Below are 16128 nucleotides of genomic sequence, written 5' to 3' on the forward strand. Positions count from 1 at the left end.
CGTGGACGCCCGGACCCGCGATTCCATCGTGCGCAAGAGTCGCTTCGCCCTGTCGCCGCTGAACCAGCGGCGCCTGCGCAACTTCAAGGCCAACCGGCGCGGCTACGTCTCGCTGTGGGTCTTCATGATCCTCTTCGTCCTGTCGCTCTTCGCCGAGTTCCTCGCCAACGACCGGCCGATCCTGGTCGTCTACAAGGGCGAGTGGCTGACGCCGGTCTTCGTCGACTACCCGGAGGAGAAGTTCGGCGGCTTCCTGCCGCGCACGGACTTCCGCGACCCGGTGATCCGCGACGAGATCGCCGCCAACGGCTGGGCGCTCTGGCCGCCGATCCGCTACTCCTACAACACCGTCAACCGCGAGATTCCGGATCCGGCGCCCGCCAAGCCGTCCTGGCTCTACGACAAGGACAAGCGCTGCGAGCGCTACGCCAAGGGCGCCGACGACCCGGACTGCGTGGTCGGCAACTGGAACTGGCTCGGCACCGACGACCAGGCCCGGGACGTGGTGGCGCGGCTCATCTACGGCTTCCGCATCTCGGTCCTGTTCGGCCTGATCCTGACCATCATCTCGTCCGTGGTCGGCATCGCGGCGGGCGCCGTGCAGGGCTACTTCGGCGGCTGGACCGACCTCCTGTTCCAGCGCTTCATCGAGATCTGGACGTCGATCCCGTCCCTCTACCTGCTGCTGATCATCTCCTCCATCCTGGTGCCGAGCTTCTGGGTCCTGCTCGGGATCATGCTGCTCTTCTCCTGGGTCAGCCTGGTCGGCGTGGTCCGCGCCGAGTTCCTCAGGGCCCGCAACTTCGAATACGTGCGCGCCGCCCGCGCCCTCGGGGTCGGCAACCTGACGATCATGTGGCGCCACCTGCTGCCCAACGCCATGGTGGCGACCCTGACCTTCATGCCCTTCCTGCTGAACGGCTCGATCACCACCCTGACCTCGCTCGACTTCCTCGGCTTCGGCCTGCCGCCCGGCTCGCCGTCCCTCGGCGAGATGCTGGCCCAGGGCAAGAACAACCTCCAGGCGCCCTGGCTCGGCCTCTCGGGCTTTTTCGTCATCTCCATCATGCTGAGCCTGCTCGTCTTCGTCGGCGAGGCCGTCCGCGACGCCTTCGACCCGCGCAAGACCTTCTCGTGATAGGATTGGCGGAAAGGAGTTCGGCGATGAACGAGACGCTCAGAAAAGTGACGGTCGCGTCCGCGCTGCCGGACGATCTCAGAGGCAAAATCGAGCCCGGAAACGCAGTCCGGGTCACGGTCGAGGATCTCGGTCGGCCGCTGCTGCCCGTGGATCGTGTGCTCGCGCTGCAAGGCGCGGGCTCGTACATGAAGACCTCCATCGACCAGGCCGTGGCGCGAATCCGCAGCTTGCGGGATGACGACTGAAAAATGCGGATCTACCTCGATGCGAATTTCTTCATCGCCTATGTGGAGAACCCTGAGCTCGATCTGAGCCCGGTCGTCCGGTGGTGCGCTCGCGACGGTTGGCGGCTTGTCACGAGCGAGTTCACCTTGGCGGAGGTGCTAGTCCTGCCGCTGAAGATCGGAGATGCTTCGTTGGCACGATCCTACGAGGAACTGATGGCATCGGAGCAAGTGATCCAGGTCATGTCCGTGTCTCGGGCTGTGTTGATGAAGTGCGCCGAAGTCCGGGCCACGATCGGGAACCGGACGCCGGATGCCATTCACATCGCGACCGCGCTGTTGGCGGGATGCGATGTCTTTCTGTCGTCGGATCAGCGCATCCGACTGCCGGCTGGGCTGAGACGCGTTCCACTGGGCAACATCGCGGAACTGGACTCGAAATCGTGACCGACTCCGCGCCCCTCCTGTCCGTCCGCAACCTCGGCGTCGTGTTCCGGCAGAACGGCGAGGACAGCGTCGCCGCCCAGGGCGTCTCCTTCGACATCGCCAAGGGCGAGACCGTGGCGCTGGTCGGCGAGTCCGGCTCCGGCAAGTCCGTGACCGCCTTGTCGATCCCGCGGCTCCTGCCGCCGTCGGCCAGCCATCCTGCCGGCGAGGTCCTGTTCAAGGGCCGCGACCTCCTCAAGGCGAGCGAGGCCGAGCTGCGCGCCGTGCGCGGCGACGACATCACGATGGTGTTCCAGGAGCCGATGACCTCACTCAATCCGCTGCACGTCGTCGAGGACCAGGTTGCCGAGATCCTCAGGCTGCACCGGGGCATGGGCGAGCGGGAGGCCCGCGCCCGCGTCCTCGAGCTCCTGACGTCCGTCGGCATCACCGAGCCGGAGAAGCGGTTGCGCGCCTACCCGCACCAGCTCTCCGGCGGCCAGCGCCAGCGCGTGATGATCGCCATGGCGCTCGCCAACGAGCCCGACCTGCTCATCGCCGACGAGCCGACGACGGCGCTCGACGTCACCGTGCAGGCGCAGATCCTCAAGCTTCTCGACGACCTGAAGCGCGAGCACAGCATGGGCGTACTGCTCATCACCCACGACCTCGGGATTGTGCGGAAGTTCGCCCAGAAGGTCTGCGTGATGACCAAGGGGCGGGTCGTCGAGTCCGGGACCGTCGAGGAGGTCTTCGCCGCCCCCCAGCACCCCTACACGCGCCATCTGCTCGCCGCCGAGCCGCGCGGCAACCCGCCGACCGCCGACGCCGGCAAGCCGGTCATCGCCGCCGCCACCGACCTCAAGGTCTGGTTCCCCATCAAGCGCGGCTTCCTGAAGCGCACGGTCGGCTACATCAAGGCGGTCGACGGCGTCTCGGTGGCGGTCCGCGAGGGACAGACCGTCGGGGTCGTCGGCGAGTCGGGCTCCGGCAAGACCACCCTCGGCCTCGCCATCCTGCGGCTGATCTCCTCGGAGGGCCGGATTGTCGTCATGGGCCGGGACATCCAGGGCCTGCGCTTCGCCGAGACCCGGCCGCTCAGGCGCAACATGCAGGTCGTCTTCCAGGATCCCTTCGGGTCCCTGTCGCCCCGCATGTCCGTCGGCGACATCATCGGCGAGGGGCTCGGCGTGCACATGCCGCAACTCTCCGAGGAGGAGCGCGAGGCGCGGGTCACGGCCGTCCTCCAGGAGGTCGGCCTCGACCCGGAGACTCGCCACCGCTACCCGCACGAGTTCTCGGGCGGCCAGCGCCAGCGCATCTCCATCGCGCGCGCTCTCGTGCTGGAGCCGAAGTTCATCATGCTCGACGAGCCGACCTCGGCGCTCGACATGTCCGTCCAGGCCCAGGTGGTCGACCTCCTGCGCGACCTGCAGACCCGCCACGGCCTCGCCTACCTGTTCATCTCGCACGACCTCAAGGTCGTCCGCGCCCTCGCCAACGAGGTGATCGTGATGCGGGACGGCAAGGTGGTCGAGCAGGGGCCGTCCGAGAAGATCTTCTCCCGGCCTGAGACCGCCTACACCAAGGCCTTGATGGCGGCCGCCTTCAACCTCGAGGCCGTCGAGGGCGCCGTCCGGCAGTGACGGCCGCCCCGGCGCGCCAGCGGACGGTCGCGCCCCGCGCTTTTGCAGTGCGGAACCATCCCTGTCCTCACCGGTTCTGAGCCCCGACCGCCCCTGACCCGCGCGAGCGCCGGGGGCGGTCGCGGGTCCGGCGGATCGTCGCCGCCCGCCGTCGTCGGGCAGGACCGGGGCCGTCGCGTGTCAGATCGAGAAGCCAGCCCTCGCCGCCTCCAGGCCGGACCGGACCGCATGGGCGCCGCACCCCCGGTGGACTCCGACCTCCGCCTCGGCGTCACGCGCTTCGGCCCCCGCGTCCAGGCGGAGGGGACGCTGTTCCGGCTCTGGGCGCCCTCGGCCCCGGCCGTCGAGCTGGTGCTCGCGAACGGGACGCTCCCGATGGCGGCGCGGGGCGGCGGCTGGTTCGACGTCCTCGCCCCGGGCACCGGCCCCGGCGCGCGCTACCGCTTCCGTATCGGCGACCGCGACTGGCCCGACCCGGCCTCGCGCCTGCAGGAGGGCGGGCCGGACGGCTGGTCCGTCGTCCCCCATCCGTCCCTCGCCTGGCGCAGCCGGCGCCTCGGCCGGCCCTGGGCCGAGATGGTGATCTCGGAGCTGCATGTCGGCACCGCGACCCCCGAGGGGACCTTCCGGGCCCTGGCGAAGCGCCTCGGGCACTATGCGGAGGCCGGCGTGACGGCGATCCAGCTCATGCCCGTCGCCGAGTTCGCCGGCAGCCGCGGCTGGGGCTACGACGGGGTGCTGCCCTTCGCCGTCAAGGCCGACTACGGCCGCCCGGAGGATCTCGCGGAGCTCGTCCGCCGCGCCCACACGCTCGGCCTCTCGGTCTTCCTGGACGTGGTCTACAACCACTTCGGCCCGACCGGGAACGGGCTCGAGACCTACGCCCCCGAATTCTTCGCGGCCGGCGTCCTGACGCCCTGGGGCCCGGCGATCGATTTCGAGCGTCCGGAGGTCCGGCGCTTCTTCATCGAGAACGCCCGCGGCTGGGTCGAGAACTTCGGCATCGACGGCCTGCGCTTCGACGCCGTCCACGCCTTCCAGGGCCCGGCGCGGGCGGTCTTCCTGCGTGAACTGGCCGAGACGCTGAACGCCCTGGAGCCGCGGCCGCACCTGGTTCTGGAGAACGAGCACAACGAGGCCAGTCTCCTCGGTGGGGCGCACGACGTCGCCGCCCATCTCTACCGCGCCCAGTGGAACGACGACTTCCACCATGTCTTCCACGTCGCCGTCACGGGCGAATCGGATGGCTACTACGCCGCCTACGCGGAGGGCACCGCCGCACGGGTCGCCCGCGTGCTCCAGCAGGGCTTCGACTACCAGGGCGACCCGAACCCGCTGCGCGGCGGCGTCCCCCGGGGCGAAGTCTCCGCCGGCCTGCACCCGACCGCCTTCGTCAGCTTCCTGCAGAACCACGATCAGGTCGGCAACCGCGCCTTCGGGGAACGGCTCACTGATCTGGCTCCTCCGGAGGCCGTGCGCCTCCTGCGCTTCGCCCTCCTGCTCGCCCCGCAGGTGCCCATGCTGTTCATGGGCGAGGAATACGACGAGCGCCGGCCGTTCCGCTTCTTCTGCGATTTCGAGGGCGACCTCGCCGAGGCGGTGCGGTCCGGCCGCCGGGCGGAGTTCGCCCAGTTCGCCGCCTTTGCGGGCACCGAGATCCCCGACCCGCTCGATCCGGCCACCCGCGATGCCTGCCGGCTCGACTGGGCGCGCCTGGACACGCCCGAGGGCGCCGAGGCCTTCGCGTTCACCCGTCGCTGCCTGCAGTGGCGGCGCCGCTTCGTGACCCCGCTCCTCGGCTCGGCCTTCCGCGGCGCCGAAGCCGGCGCGGTCGGCCCCATCGTGGTGGCGCGCTGGGACTTCGAGGCCGGCAGCTACGGACTTGCCCTCAATCTCTCGCCCGCCACCCGCTTCGCCCGCGTCCCCGCGCCCCGCGCGGAGGCGGCGGCCGGCGAGGTCAGGCCAGGCTCGGGGCACTGGGTCTTCGAATCCTTCTCGGGGGCGCTATGGCTGCCGCAGTGATCCGCAACCGCCTCCGCGCGACCTATCGCCTCCAGTTCGAGAAGGACTTCACCTTCGCGGATGCGGAGCGCCTGGTACCCTACCTGGTCGACCTCGGCGTCTCGCATCTCTACGCCTCGCCCATCTTCCAGGCCCGGCCGGGCTCGCGGCACGGCTACGACATCGTCGACCACGCGGCCGTCAACCCGGAACTCGGCGGCGAGGCCGCCTTCCGCAGCTTCGCCCGCGCCTGCAAGGCCGCGGGCCTCGGCATCATGCTCGACATCGTCCCGAACCACGCCGGGATCGCCGGATCCGACAACGCTGCCTGGCTCGACGCCCTCGAGTTCGGCCCGCGCTCGCTCCTCGCGTCCCGCTTCGACATCGACTGGCGCCGCGGACCGGTGACGCTCGCGGTGCTCGACGCGCCGCTCGCCGACGTGGTCGCGGCGGGCCGGATCCGCGCCGAGGTCGACGCCCCCGCCGGGCGCATTCTGGCCGTTTGGCACGACACCCGCCTGCCGCTGAGGCCGGCGAGCTATGCCGGCCTCGCCGATCCCGGACAGGACGGGGAGGGCGCGGAGGCCTTCGCGGCCTGGGCGGCCACGGACGACCTCGCCCTGCCGGCCGAGGAGCGCGACCGCCTGCGCGACGGGCTCGCTGCGGCCCTCGCCGATCCGGTCTTCATGCGCGCCGTGCAAGCCCGCCTCGCCGACCCCGACCGGCTCGCCGACCTCCTCGGGCGGCAGAATTTCCGCCTCGTCCCCTGGCAGCTCGGCGCGGCCGCCCTGACCTACCGCCGCTTCTTCGACATCACCGACCTCGCCGGCCTCAGGGTCGAGGATCCCGACGTGTTCGAGGCGCTCCATCGCCTGCCGCTCGGCTTCGTGCGGGAGGGGCTCGTGGACGGGCTCCGCGTCGACCACGTCGACGGTCTCGCCGACCCGGAGGGTTACTGCCGCCGCCTGCGCGCGGCGGTCGGATCAGACGTCACCATCCACCTGGAGAAGATCCTCGGGCCCGACGAGGAGCTGCGCGACTGGCCGGTCGACGGCACCACCGGCTACGAGTACCTGAACCGCATCAACGGGCTCTTCGTCGACCCCGACGGCTACGCGCGCCTCGCCGGCTACGCGGGCTCCCTCGGCCTCCCCGGAACCCCGGAGGAGCGGGTCGCCGACGCCAAGCGCGAGATCCTGGCCACCGGACTTCGGGGCGAGCTGCGCACCCTGGCGGCGCTCGCGGCCGGGCTGGTCAAGGGCCGCGGTGCGGAGGACCTGCCCAGGGCCGCCCTGCGGCGTGCCCTCGTCGAACTGATCGCCGCGCTCCCGGTCTATCGGACCTACATCGCCGGCGAGGTCTCGGCCGAGGACCGCCGGCTGCTGGCGACCGCCGCCGAGGAGGCGGCCGCCCGGCTCGGGCCGATCGGCCGGCGCGCCCTGGAGGCGGTGCTGGGTCTCCTGCTGTTCGCGCCGGGCCGGCCCGGCCCCGACCGGTTCCGCCGTCGCTTCCAGCAGCTCTCCGGCCCCGCCATGGCCAAGGGCTACGAGGATACCGAGCTCTACCGCTTCCCCGGCCTCCTCTCGGTGAACGAGGTCGGCAGTCACCTGACCCATCCCGCCACGGCTCCCGAGGCCTTCCACGCCGCCGCCGCCCGCATCGCCGAACGCCACCCCGCCTGCCTGGTCGCGCTCTCCACCCACGACACCAAGCGCGGGTCGGACACGCGCGCCCGCCTCAACCTCCTCTCGGAGATGCCGGACGACTGGCTCGCCCTCTGCCGCGCCTGGTCGGAGCGGCACGCGCCCCTGCGGCGTCGGGTCGAGGGCGGGCCGGCGCCCGACGCCGTCGACGAGGCCTTCCTCTACCAGACCCTCTTCGGGGCCTGGCCCGTCTCGGCCGACCGCGTCGCGGAATACTGGACCAAGGCCCTGCGGGAGGCGAAGCGGCACACGGCCTGGGTCGGCGGCGACCCCGCCTACGAGGCGGCCGCGATGGACTTCGCGCGGGCCCTCCTCGAGGGGCCGGACGGCGAGGCCTTCCGGGCCGACATGGCCGGGCTCGTCGAAAGGACCTGCGTGGCGGGACGCCGGAACGGACTGTCCCAGACGGTCCTGCAGCTGACCATGCCGGGCGTGCCCGACGTCTACCGGGGCTCGGAGCGCTGGGACCCGGTCCTGGTCGACCCCGACAACCGCCGGCCGCTCGACTGGGAGGCGATCACCGCCGGCCTCGCCGCCGAGGTCCTCCCGGATCTCGAACGCGACCACGACGGGCTCGCCAAGCAGCGGGTCGTTGCGGACCTGCTCGCGCTGCGCGGGGCCTCCCCGCACCTCTTCGTCGGCGCACCGTACCAGCCGCTCGCGCCGGTCGGGGCGGGGGGCGTGGTCGCCTTCATGCGGCGGACCCGCGACGAGGCCCTCGTCGTCGCGGTCTCGACCCGGGCGCTGGCCCCCGGCGAGGACGTCGTCGCCGTGCCGGTGCCGCTGCAACGCTGGTCGCTGCGCCAGTCGATCGTCGGCGGACCCGCGGAGGTGGCCGATAACGCGCTACGCCTCCGCAGGTCGGCCCTGCCGCTCGCGGTCGTGCTCGATTGCCTGCCTGATTGACGTCGGCGGGAACCGGACGGCCGCGCTCACGATTGGTCTGCCGAGAAACCCAGAGTCAGGAGTCCGACCATGACCGCCGACATGACCGACCGTGTGGTGGCGAACACCACGCCCGACGTGAACGCCAAGATCCAGAAGCGCATGCGCCACAGCTTGCGCTATCACGCCAGGCACCCGCACAAGATCGAGCGCCGCCTCGTCGAGCTCGACCTCGAATGGGACATCGAGCGGGCGCTCGAGGCCAATGCGGCGACCGTGTCGCTCGCCGGCGTCGTCTTCGGCATCTTCGGGTCGCGCCGCTGGTTCGTGGTCCCCGGCGTCGTCGCCGGCTTCCTGCTGCAGCACGCGACCGAGGGATGGTGCCCGCCGCTCCCCGTCCTGCGCCGGCTCGGCTTCCGCACCGCGCGCGAAATCGAGATGGAGCGCACGGCGCTGAAGGCCTTGCGCGGCGACTTCGGCCCGCTTGAGACCGCTTCGGCGGAGGACAAGCCCGACCTCGCCCTCGCAGCCGCGCGTGTTTGACCGCGCGGCTCTCGACTGCGCCGTCGTGGGCGGCGGGCCGGCGGGGCTGACCGCCGCCCTCTACCTCGCCCGCTACCGCCGGCGCGTCGCCGTGTTTGACGGCGGCGCCAGCCGGGCCGCCTGGATCCCCTGCTCGCACAACATCGCCGGCTTCCCGGACGGCCTCTCCGGCCCGGACCTGATCGCCCGCATGCGCGACCATGCCGAGCGCTACGGGGCGGAGATCCGCTTCACGGCTGTCCGCGGCGTGCTGCGCGGGGACGGCGGGTTCGAGCTGCGGCTCGCCGGCGGGGACCGCGTGCGCGCCCGCACCCTGATGGTCGCGACGGGGGTCGTCGACCGCGAGCCGGACCTGCCCAACCTGGACCGCGCGGTCCGTCGCGGCCTCGTCCGGCAATGCCCCGTCTGCGACGGCTACGAGGCGATCGACCGGCGCCTGGCGGTGCTCGGTCCCGGCGACCACGGCGCCCGCGAGGCTCTCTTCCTGTCGCGCTTCTCCGGCGACGTCACCGTCATGACGCTCGGTGGGGCGGCCCCCGACCCAGGTCTCCTCGACGCCCTGGCGGCACGCCGCATCCCCGTTATATCGGCCCGGCCGGAGCGCATAGACCTCGCCGCGGACGGTCGGATCGCAGCGCTCGCCATGCCGGACGGCGGCCGGCTGGCCTTCGACCTCCTGTATTCCGCGCTGGGCGTCCGCCCCCGCAACCGCATTCTCGTCCGGCTGGGCGCGGCGCTTGCGGCGGACGGCCGGGTCCTCACGGACGATCACCAGCGGGCGTCCGTGCCGGGGGTCTACGCCGCGGGCGACATCGTCGCCGGACTGAACCAGGTGGCGGTCTCGACGGGCCAGGCCGCCATCGCCGCCACGGCGATCCACAACGACCTCGACTGAAGCGGAGCGGAACCGGGGCGCCCCCCGCCCGTTCTTGCCCGGATACCCGACCGAACGGACCCGAGGAGACGGCCCATGCTGCCGAGACTGAAGACGACGCTCGCCGCCGCGCTGCTGGCGACGTCCGCCGCGGCCCAGACCGCGGCCCCGCCCGCCGGGGCGCCCGCCACGCCCCCGCCCGCCGGCTCGCCGGAAAACCCGGCCGGGCTCATCGGCGACGCCATGTTCGTGCAGCGCCTGAAGGAGACCAACGAGTTCGAGATCGAGTCGAGCCGCCTCGCCATGGAGAAGGCCGCGACCGGGGCCGTCAAGGAATTCGCCCAGACCATGATCGTCGACCACACCCGTGCGGGGGAGCGGCTGCAGGCGATCCTCGACGATCCGAAGTGGAAGCTGCCCGAGACGCCCGTCAAGCCGAGCGACCGCAACGCCGACTATTCGAAGATGCTCGAGGAACTCGGCAGCCTCGCCGACACCGGCTTCGACCGGCGCTACGTCGCCGCCCAGACCCAGGTGCACGAGGAGGCGGTCGCCCTCATCCGCGACTACGCCGCGCGCGGGTCGGACGCGGCCCTGAAGGCCTTTGCGGCCGAGATCCTGCCCGAGATGGAGAAGCACCTGGAGGCGATCAAGCGGGTGCCGCTGCCGGCCTGAGCGATCGGGAGGTCGCGACGTCGCCAGTCCGGATGGGAGGCGGCCCCCTTGCGGGACGCTTCTCCTCCCGCATGCCGGCCGCAGCGAAGCGGGGCCCGAGCCGGCGTCATCCACCCGCCGCAGCACTGTGATCCGGCGCCCGCGCGCCTTCTCGGTGGGGCAGGGGGAAGGCACAGGAGATGGGAATGGGATTCGGGGAAAAGGGGGTGCCCCCGCGGGTCACCCCCTTATCCGTTCAGCGCCGCGGTCGCGGACTGACCGGGATCGGCCTCACGGCGAGCCGGCCCGGGCCGGCGCCCGGCCCGTCGTCCCGCAGGCTCATCACCGCGGTCGCGATCCCGAAAGTCGCGAAGCCCGCCGCGACGCCCAGCATCCAGAGCGCGCCCGCCGCGACCGGGCTCGCGTCGGCCGCCAGAAGGCTGCCGAGTCCGGCCCCGTCGCTCGCCAGGACGCCCGCGGCGAACAGGCTTCCGGCCAGGGCACCGCCGGCGCCGTTCGCCAGGATCAGGTCGATGCTGCGGCTCCTGGGCTTCCGTCCGTCTCGATGTGTGGGCATCTCGCACCTCCTCGTCGGTCAGGGCAACGCCGGCGCCGCGAGGCGGGTTCCGCGCGGCCGTCGCCGGCGGTCCGTGGAGGCGAAGAAGGCGATCTCGTCGAGGCTCGGCTCGTCGTCGCGCGCGACCGGCCGGCGCATGAACCAGGCGCGGTCGCGGTCGGTGCCGATGAAGCGGAGCACGGTGGGTCGGCCGCTCTCGTCGTAGCCGACGAGGGCGACCGCGGTGCCGTCGGTCGCGGAGGCCTGCGCGACGAGCTCGGCGTCCTCCCGGTCGATGAACCAGTAGGAGAGCGGCGGCGGGCTCGGTTCTGGGGCGGCGGGCGACAGGATCAGGACGCGGAAACGAATCGGGGACACGGGTCTGCCAGCCTCTTGTTGCGGCGCGGGCGGCGCGCCGGCCGGATCGGCATGACAAACGTCGGCGTCGCCGCCCTGGTTCCGGTCTTTCGGCGGGCGCGAAGGGCCCGTGCCTGACGGCCGTTAGGCCCGGCTTAACACCCGTGTCGTCATCATGGCGCGGGGCGCGGAATCCGGCCGGTTCAGGGCGAAGCTCGAGGCCGCCCGGCATGTCTCGTCTGCCGACTTGTCTGTATCGGCGCGGGCACGAATGTCGGACAACGTCCGGCATGCTTCGCCCGGGCCTCCCGCTCTCGATCGAGCGCGACGGTCCGACGCCGATTTTCAGGTCGAGAGAGTTGCCATGAGCCCGCCGCCCGCCGCGTCCGCGTCCCTGCAGCCTGCCGCCGACCTCGAGGGCCTCCTCGGGGCCCCGCGGCCGGGTGTCGCGAACCCTCCGGCGAGGACCGGCATGATCGAGAAGGACGGCCTCCTGTCCGCGGCCCCGAGCGTCGAGCGCCCGCTCCTCGGCATCGGCATGATCCTGCTCTCGACCCTGTTCTTCGCGGCCTCCGACGCCTTCGGCAAGATGCTGACCGCGACCCTGCCGGCCGTCGAAGTCGCCTGGATCCGCTACCTGGTCTTCGTCTCGCTGGTCGTCCCCGGCGCGCTCCTGTTGCGCGGCCCCGAGGTCTTCGCCGCCCGCCGGCCCGGGCTCCAGGTCGTGCGCGGCTTCGGCATGGTCGGCTCCTCGCTCCTCTTCATCCTCAGCCTGCGCCAGCTCCAGGTCGCCGACGCCACCGCCACGAACTTCGTCGCCCCGATCTTCATCACCGCCCTCTCGGTGCTGATCCTCGGCGAACGCGTCGGCGTGCGCCGCTGGACCGCCACCGCGGTCGGGCTCGTCGGCGTTCTCATCGTGGTCCGGCCGGGCGCCGACATCCTGCACTCGGCCGCGCTGCTGCCCATGGCCGCCGCCTTCATCTGGGCGCTCGCCGCCATCGCGACCCGCGTCATGGCGGGCAGCGACCGGCCCGAGACCACCCTCGTCTACTCGGCCATCGTCGGCTTCACGGTCCTCAGCGCCTTCATGCCGTCGACCTTCGTCATGCCGACCCGCACCGAGATGCTCGTCGGCGTGGTGTTCGGGGCCACGTCGACGATCGGCCACGTCTTCGTCGTGCAGGGGTTCCGGCACGGATCGGCCTCGGTGCTGGCGCCCTTCTCCTACGCCCAACTCGTCTGGGCGACCGCCTTCGGGTGGCTCCTCTTCGGCGTCTTCCCGACGATCTGGACCCTGGTCGGCGGCGCCATCATTGCGGCGAGCGGGCTCTACATCGCCCACCGCGAGCACGTCCGCGCCCGCGACGCCAAGGTGACGTCGGTCTGAGCCCTCAGGTCGCCGCGCCGATCTCCGCCACGATCGCCTCCGCGGCCGCGCGCCGGTCGGCGGCGCCGAGGATCGGGCGGCCGACCACCAGCAGGTCGGCGCCGGCCCGGATCGCATCCCCGGGCGTCATCACCCGCTTCTGGTCGCCCGCCGCCGATCCCACGGGCCGGACCCCCGGGGTGACCAGCAGCATGTCGGGCCCGACGATCGGCCTCAGCGCGGCCGCCTCCTCGGGCGAACAGACGAGCCCGTCCATGCCCGCCGCCCGCGCCTGCGCGGCGCGCGTGGCGACGAGGCCCTTGACAGTCCCCGCGTAGCCGGCTTCCGCAAGGTCGCCGTCGTCCATCGAGGTCAGCACCGTGACGCCGAGCAGCGCCGTCGAACCGCCCGCCTTGCGCTTGGCGGCCACCGCGGCCCGCATCGCCTTCGGGTAGGCGTGGAGGGTCACGAAGGCGGGGCCGAGCGCGGCGATCGACTCGATCCCGTGCGCGACCGTGTTGTCGATGTCGAGAAGCTTGACGTCCAGGAACACCTTCTCGCCCGAGGCCATCAGGCGCTCGGCGAGCGCGAGGCCCCCCGAGAAGACGAGCTGGTGGCCGATCTTGTAGACCCCGACGCTGCCCCGCGTCTCGGCCACGACCTGCTCGGCGTCCGCCACGGTCGGCACGTCCAGGGGCAGGATCAGGCGCTCGCGCGGGTGGTTCGGGGCGAAGGGCATGGCGGGCTCCGGTCGGATGGCACGCGCTGCATAGCCCCTGGGCCCGTCCCCCGCAACCGCCGCGCCTTGCGTTCCCGCGCCGGCCGGCCTACCGCATCCGATGATCGAGCCAGGAGCCACAGCCATGACGCCGCCCGTCGCCAGCACCCTCACCGTCGGGACCGGACCCGAGGCGCGCGACATCGCGATCCTGAAGCGCGGCGGGCGCGCGCCCGGCATCGTCTGGCTCGGCGGCTTCAAGTCGGACATGACCGGCACGAAGGCGGCCGCGCTCGACACCTGGGCACTGGAGACCGGCCGCGCCTTCACGCGCTTCGACTATTCCGGCCACGGCGCCTCGGGCGGGCGCTTCGACGACGGCACCATCTCGCGCTGGCTCGAGGAGAGCCTCGCGGTCTTCGAGCGCGAGACGGCGGGGGACCAGATCCTGGTCGGCTCCTCGATGGGCGGCTGGATCGCGCTCCTGCTCGCCCGCGCCGAGCGCGCGAAGGCCGGGGCGGCCTCCCGGGTCCGCGGCATGGTGCTGATCGCGCCGGCGCCCGACTTCACCGAGCGGCTGATGTGGGCCCGCTTCCCCGAGGCGGTCAGGGCCGAGATCCTGGACAAGGGCGTCTGGTCGCAGCCTTCTCCCTATGCGGACGAGCCCTACCGCATCACCCGCGCCCTCATCGAGGACGGCCGGCGGAACCTCCTCATGGACGGACCGATCGAGACGGGCTGCCCGGTGACGATCCTGCAGGGCGTGAAGGACGAGGACGTCCCCTGGCGCCACGCCGTCGACCTCGTCACCTGTCTGGCGCGCGACGACGTGGTGCTGACGCTCGTCAAGGACGGCGACCACCGCCTGTCCCGGCCGGAGGACCTGAAGCGTCTCCTGGACGCGGTCGAGGCCCTGGCCACGGGCGCCGAGGGCCTGCCTTCGCCGGCCGAGCGCCTGCCCTGACCGGGCCGGCCCTGTGCGGGAGCTCGGTTCAGGACCGGGCGACCACGGCCGCCGCTGCGCCCGCCATCATGGTCCCGGCCGCGCGGTCGAGCCAGCGCAACGTGCCGGGGCTGCGGAAGAGGTCCCGCGCCCGCGCCGCCGCGGCCGCATAGCCGCCGATCACCGCCAGGAGGACCACCACGACCACCCCGGCGAGCTCGGCGAAACCGGTCGTCGTCAGGGCGGGCAGGTCGACCAGGCTCGGCAGCAGGGCGAGGTAGAAGACCATCACCTTCGGGTTGCCGAGGGTGAGCGCGAGGCCGCCCAGGAAGGTGCGCATCGCGCCGGTCTCGCCCGCCGCCTCCAGCCGGGCCCCCGTGGGCGCCGCCGTCCAGAGCCGGACCGCCAGCCAGGCGAGATAGCCGGCGCCGACCCACTTCACCGCCAGGAAGACTGTGCCGAAGGTCTGCGCCAGGGCGGCGAGCCCGAAGGCCGCGAAGCTAAGGTAGGTCAGGTCGCCGAGGACGAGGCCGAGCACCATCGGCAGGGCGCCGCGGAATCCGGTTCCGAGCGCCTTGGCGACGACCGCCACGACGCCCGGCCCGGGCGAGGCCGCCGCCAGCGCGAGCGCGATCGTGAAGGCGACGAGGGTCGCGGGATCCATGGCGGGCCATCCTCCGGTCGGGACGGGGACCGTCGGCCGCGCGGGTCCGCCTGTCAAGCCGGCTTGTCAGCGGATGTAATGCAAGGTCCGGAACCGGCTCCGGAAGGCGGTCATGTCGGGCGCCACCCGCTCGGGGGCCTCCCCGTCGACCAGCACCCGGGCGATCAGCCGCCCGAGCGCCGGCATGTCGCCGGCGTCCATGCCCCAGCGGACGATCTCCGGCGTGCCGAGCCTGAGCCCCGGCAGGTCGTCGCCCACCGGCGCGATCGGCAGCCCGATCCCGCAGGCCAGCAGGTTCGCCCGCCGAAGCAGCTTGGAGACCGTCTGCCCGCCGCCCCAGCGCGCCGCCTCGACGGCGAACTGGTGCGAGGTCGTGAATCCGCGCCGGGCGGCGTGGACGGGGATCCCCTCGGCGTCGAGCGCCGCCGCGAGCGCCTTGGCGGTCCTCGCCATGGCGGCCCCGTAGGCTTCCCCGTGTACCTTCCAGTCGAGCAGCGCGACCGCCAGCGCCGCCGACTTGCCGGCGTCGAAGTTGGCCGTCAGGCCCGGGAACGCGATGCCGTCGAGCCGCTCGGCGAGATCGGCCTCGTCGGTCAGGATGAGCCCCGACGGCGGCCCGCCGAGGCTCTTGTAGGTGCTCATGGTCATGAGGTGGGCGCCCTCGGCCAGCGGCTGCTGCCAGGCCCGCCCGGCGATCATCCCCGACATGTGCGCGGCGTCGTACAGCACCTTGGCGCCGACCTCGTCGGCGATTCGGCGGATCTCCGGCACGGGATGCGGGAAGAGGTTGAGACTGCCGCCGATGGTGATGAGCTTCGGGCGGAGCGCCTGCGCCATCGCGCGCAGCCGGTCGAGGTCGACCGTGAAGCCGGCCGCGTCGACCGGCGCCTCGTGGATCTCGATGCCGTACCAGCCGGCCGCCCCGGCCCGGTGGTGCGTCACGTGTCCGCCGATCGCGGCCGGGGGTGCGATGATCCGGTCGCCCGGCCGGCAGGTGGCCATGAAGGCGTAGAGGTTGGCGAGCGCCCCCGAGCCGACGCGGATCTCGGCGTAGCGGGCGCCGAAGACCTCGGCGGCGAGCTCGGCCGCGATCACCTCGATCCGCTCGATCGCCTCCAGGCCCATCTCGTACTTGTCGCCCGGATAGCCCAGCGACGGGCGCGCGCCGATGCCGGCCGAAAGAAACGCCTCCGCGCGCGGGTTCATGGTGTTGGTCGCCGGGTTCAGGTTGACGCAATCGCGCTCGTGGATCTCGCGGTTCCAGGCCGCCAGCCGGCCGAGCTCCGCCTCGATCGCGGCCGGCTCGTCCTGCGCGGTGCGGTCGGCGATCCGGCCGACCAGATCTTCCGACGTCTCCGGCACCCAGCCGCGCCGCGCCAGCATCGCCATTCGCCTGTTCCCCTGCCGCGATCCCCGGGCCTGTC

16 protein-coding genes are annotated in these 16128 nt (G+C 72.5%); 11 read left to right on the forward strand and 5 right to left on the reverse strand.

Going from position 1 to position 16128, the window contains the following annotated elements; all coding sequences use genetic code 11:
• Position 1: 1 nt before the first annotated feature.
• The 9 genes from WBG79_RS01065 to WBG79_RS01105 all read left to right on the forward strand — a co-directional run bounded on the left by WBG79_RS01065 (position 2) and on the right by WBG79_RS01105 (position 10118).
• Positions 2–1138, forward strand: a complete 1137-nt coding sequence (locus WBG79_RS01065; RefSeq protein WP_337355259.1) for an ABC transporter permease — start codon at positions 2–4, stop codon at positions 1136–1138.
• Between the two features lie 26 nt (positions 1139–1164).
• Positions 1165–1386, forward strand: coding sequence for a hypothetical protein (locus tag WBG79_RS01070; protein WP_337355260.1), 222 nt, complete (start codon positions 1165–1167; stop codon positions 1384–1386).
• A gap of 3 nt (positions 1387–1389) precedes the next feature.
• Positions 1390–1812 carry a type II toxin-antitoxin system VapC family toxin gene (locus WBG79_RS01075; protein ID WP_337355261.1) on the forward strand — a complete coding sequence of 141 codons (423 nt, stop codon included), beginning with the start codon at positions 1390–1392 and terminating at the stop codon, positions 1810–1812.
• Entirely contained in the window at positions 1809–3437 is a 1629-nt protein-coding gene (locus WBG79_RS01080; RefSeq protein ID WP_337355262.1) for an ABC transporter ATP-binding protein, read from the forward strand. Before WBG79_RS01075 ends, WBG79_RS01080 begins: the two co-directional genes overlap by 4 nt.
• 228 nt (positions 3438–3665) lie before the next feature.
• Positions 3666–5459, forward strand: coding sequence for a malto-oligosyltrehalose trehalohydrolase (gene treZ, locus WBG79_RS01085; protein WP_337355263.1), 1794 nt, complete (start codon positions 3666–3668; stop codon positions 5457–5459).
• Positions 5444–8047: a malto-oligosyltrehalose synthase gene (treY, locus tag WBG79_RS01090; RefSeq protein ID WP_337355264.1), complete on the forward strand. Its 2604-nt coding sequence runs from the start codon at positions 5444–5446 to the stop codon at positions 8045–8047. The genes treZ and treY overlap by 16 nt, the downstream gene beginning before the upstream one ends.
• Before the next feature lie 69 nt (positions 8048–8116).
• A complete protein-coding gene (locus WBG79_RS01095; protein ID WP_443147389.1) occupies positions 8117–8569 on the forward strand; it encodes a hypothetical protein in 453 nt (150 codons plus the stop codon).
• Positions 8562–9464, forward strand: coding sequence for an NAD(P)/FAD-dependent oxidoreductase (locus WBG79_RS01100; protein WP_337355265.1), 903 nt, complete (start codon positions 8562–8564; stop codon positions 9462–9464). Before WBG79_RS01095 ends, WBG79_RS01100 begins: the two co-directional genes overlap by 8 nt.
• A gap of 75 nt (positions 9465–9539) precedes the next feature.
• Positions 9540–10118 (forward strand): DUF4142 domain-containing protein, encoded by a 579-nt coding sequence (locus WBG79_RS01105; RefSeq protein WP_337355266.1) that lies wholly within the window; start codon positions 9540–9542, stop codon positions 10116–10118.
• Between the two features lie 235 nt (positions 10119–10353).
• Here WBG79_RS01105 and WBG79_RS01110 read toward each other — a convergent pair whose 3' ends face one another.
• A complete protein-coding gene (locus WBG79_RS01110) occupies positions 10354–10674 on the reverse strand; it encodes a hypothetical protein (RefSeq protein ID WP_337355267.1) in 321 nt (106 codons plus the stop codon).
• An 18-nt stretch (positions 10675–10692) separates the two neighbouring features.
• Complete coding sequence (locus tag WBG79_RS01115) at positions 10693–11031, reverse strand: hypothetical protein (protein WP_337355268.1); 339 nt, start codon at positions 11029–11031, stop codon at positions 10693–10695.
• 343 nt (positions 11032–11374) lie between these two features.
• Between WBG79_RS01115 and WBG79_RS01120 the strand changes: the two genes are divergently transcribed.
• A complete protein-coding gene (locus WBG79_RS01120) occupies positions 11375–12400 on the forward strand; it encodes a DMT family transporter (RefSeq protein ID WP_337355269.1) in 1026 nt (341 codons plus the stop codon).
• Positions 12401–12404: 4 nt separating this feature from the next.
• Here WBG79_RS01120 and pyrF read toward each other — a convergent pair whose 3' ends face one another.
• The gene (pyrF, locus tag WBG79_RS01125) at positions 12405–13118 is read right to left on the reverse strand and encodes an orotidine-5'-phosphate decarboxylase (protein ID WP_337355270.1); all 714 of its coding nucleotides are present in this window, start codon (positions 13116–13118) and stop codon (positions 12405–12407) included.
• A 124-nt stretch (positions 13119–13242) separates the two neighbouring features.
• Between pyrF and WBG79_RS01130 the strand changes: the two genes are divergently transcribed.
• Positions 13243–14061, forward strand: coding sequence for an alpha/beta hydrolase (locus WBG79_RS01130; protein WP_337355271.1), 819 nt, complete (start codon positions 13243–13245; stop codon positions 14059–14061).
• A 28-nt stretch (positions 14062–14089) separates the two neighbouring features.
• On the opposite strand, the gene WBG79_RS01135 is transcribed toward WBG79_RS01130, so the two are convergent.
• A complete protein-coding gene (locus WBG79_RS01135) occupies positions 14090–14704 on the reverse strand; it encodes a LysE family translocator (protein WP_337355272.1) in 615 nt (204 codons plus the stop codon).
• Between the two features lie 66 nt (positions 14705–14770).
• Positions 14771–16093: a serine hydroxymethyltransferase gene (gene glyA / locus WBG79_RS01140; RefSeq protein ID WP_337355273.1), complete on the reverse strand. Its 1323-nt coding sequence runs from the start codon at positions 16091–16093 to the stop codon at positions 14771–14773.
• Positions 16094–16128: the final 35 nt, after the last annotated feature.

This window comes from Prosthecomicrobium sp. N25 (assembly GCF_037203705.1).
Lineage (GTDB): Bacteria > Pseudomonadota > Alphaproteobacteria > Rhizobiales > Ancalomicrobiaceae > Prosthecodimorpha.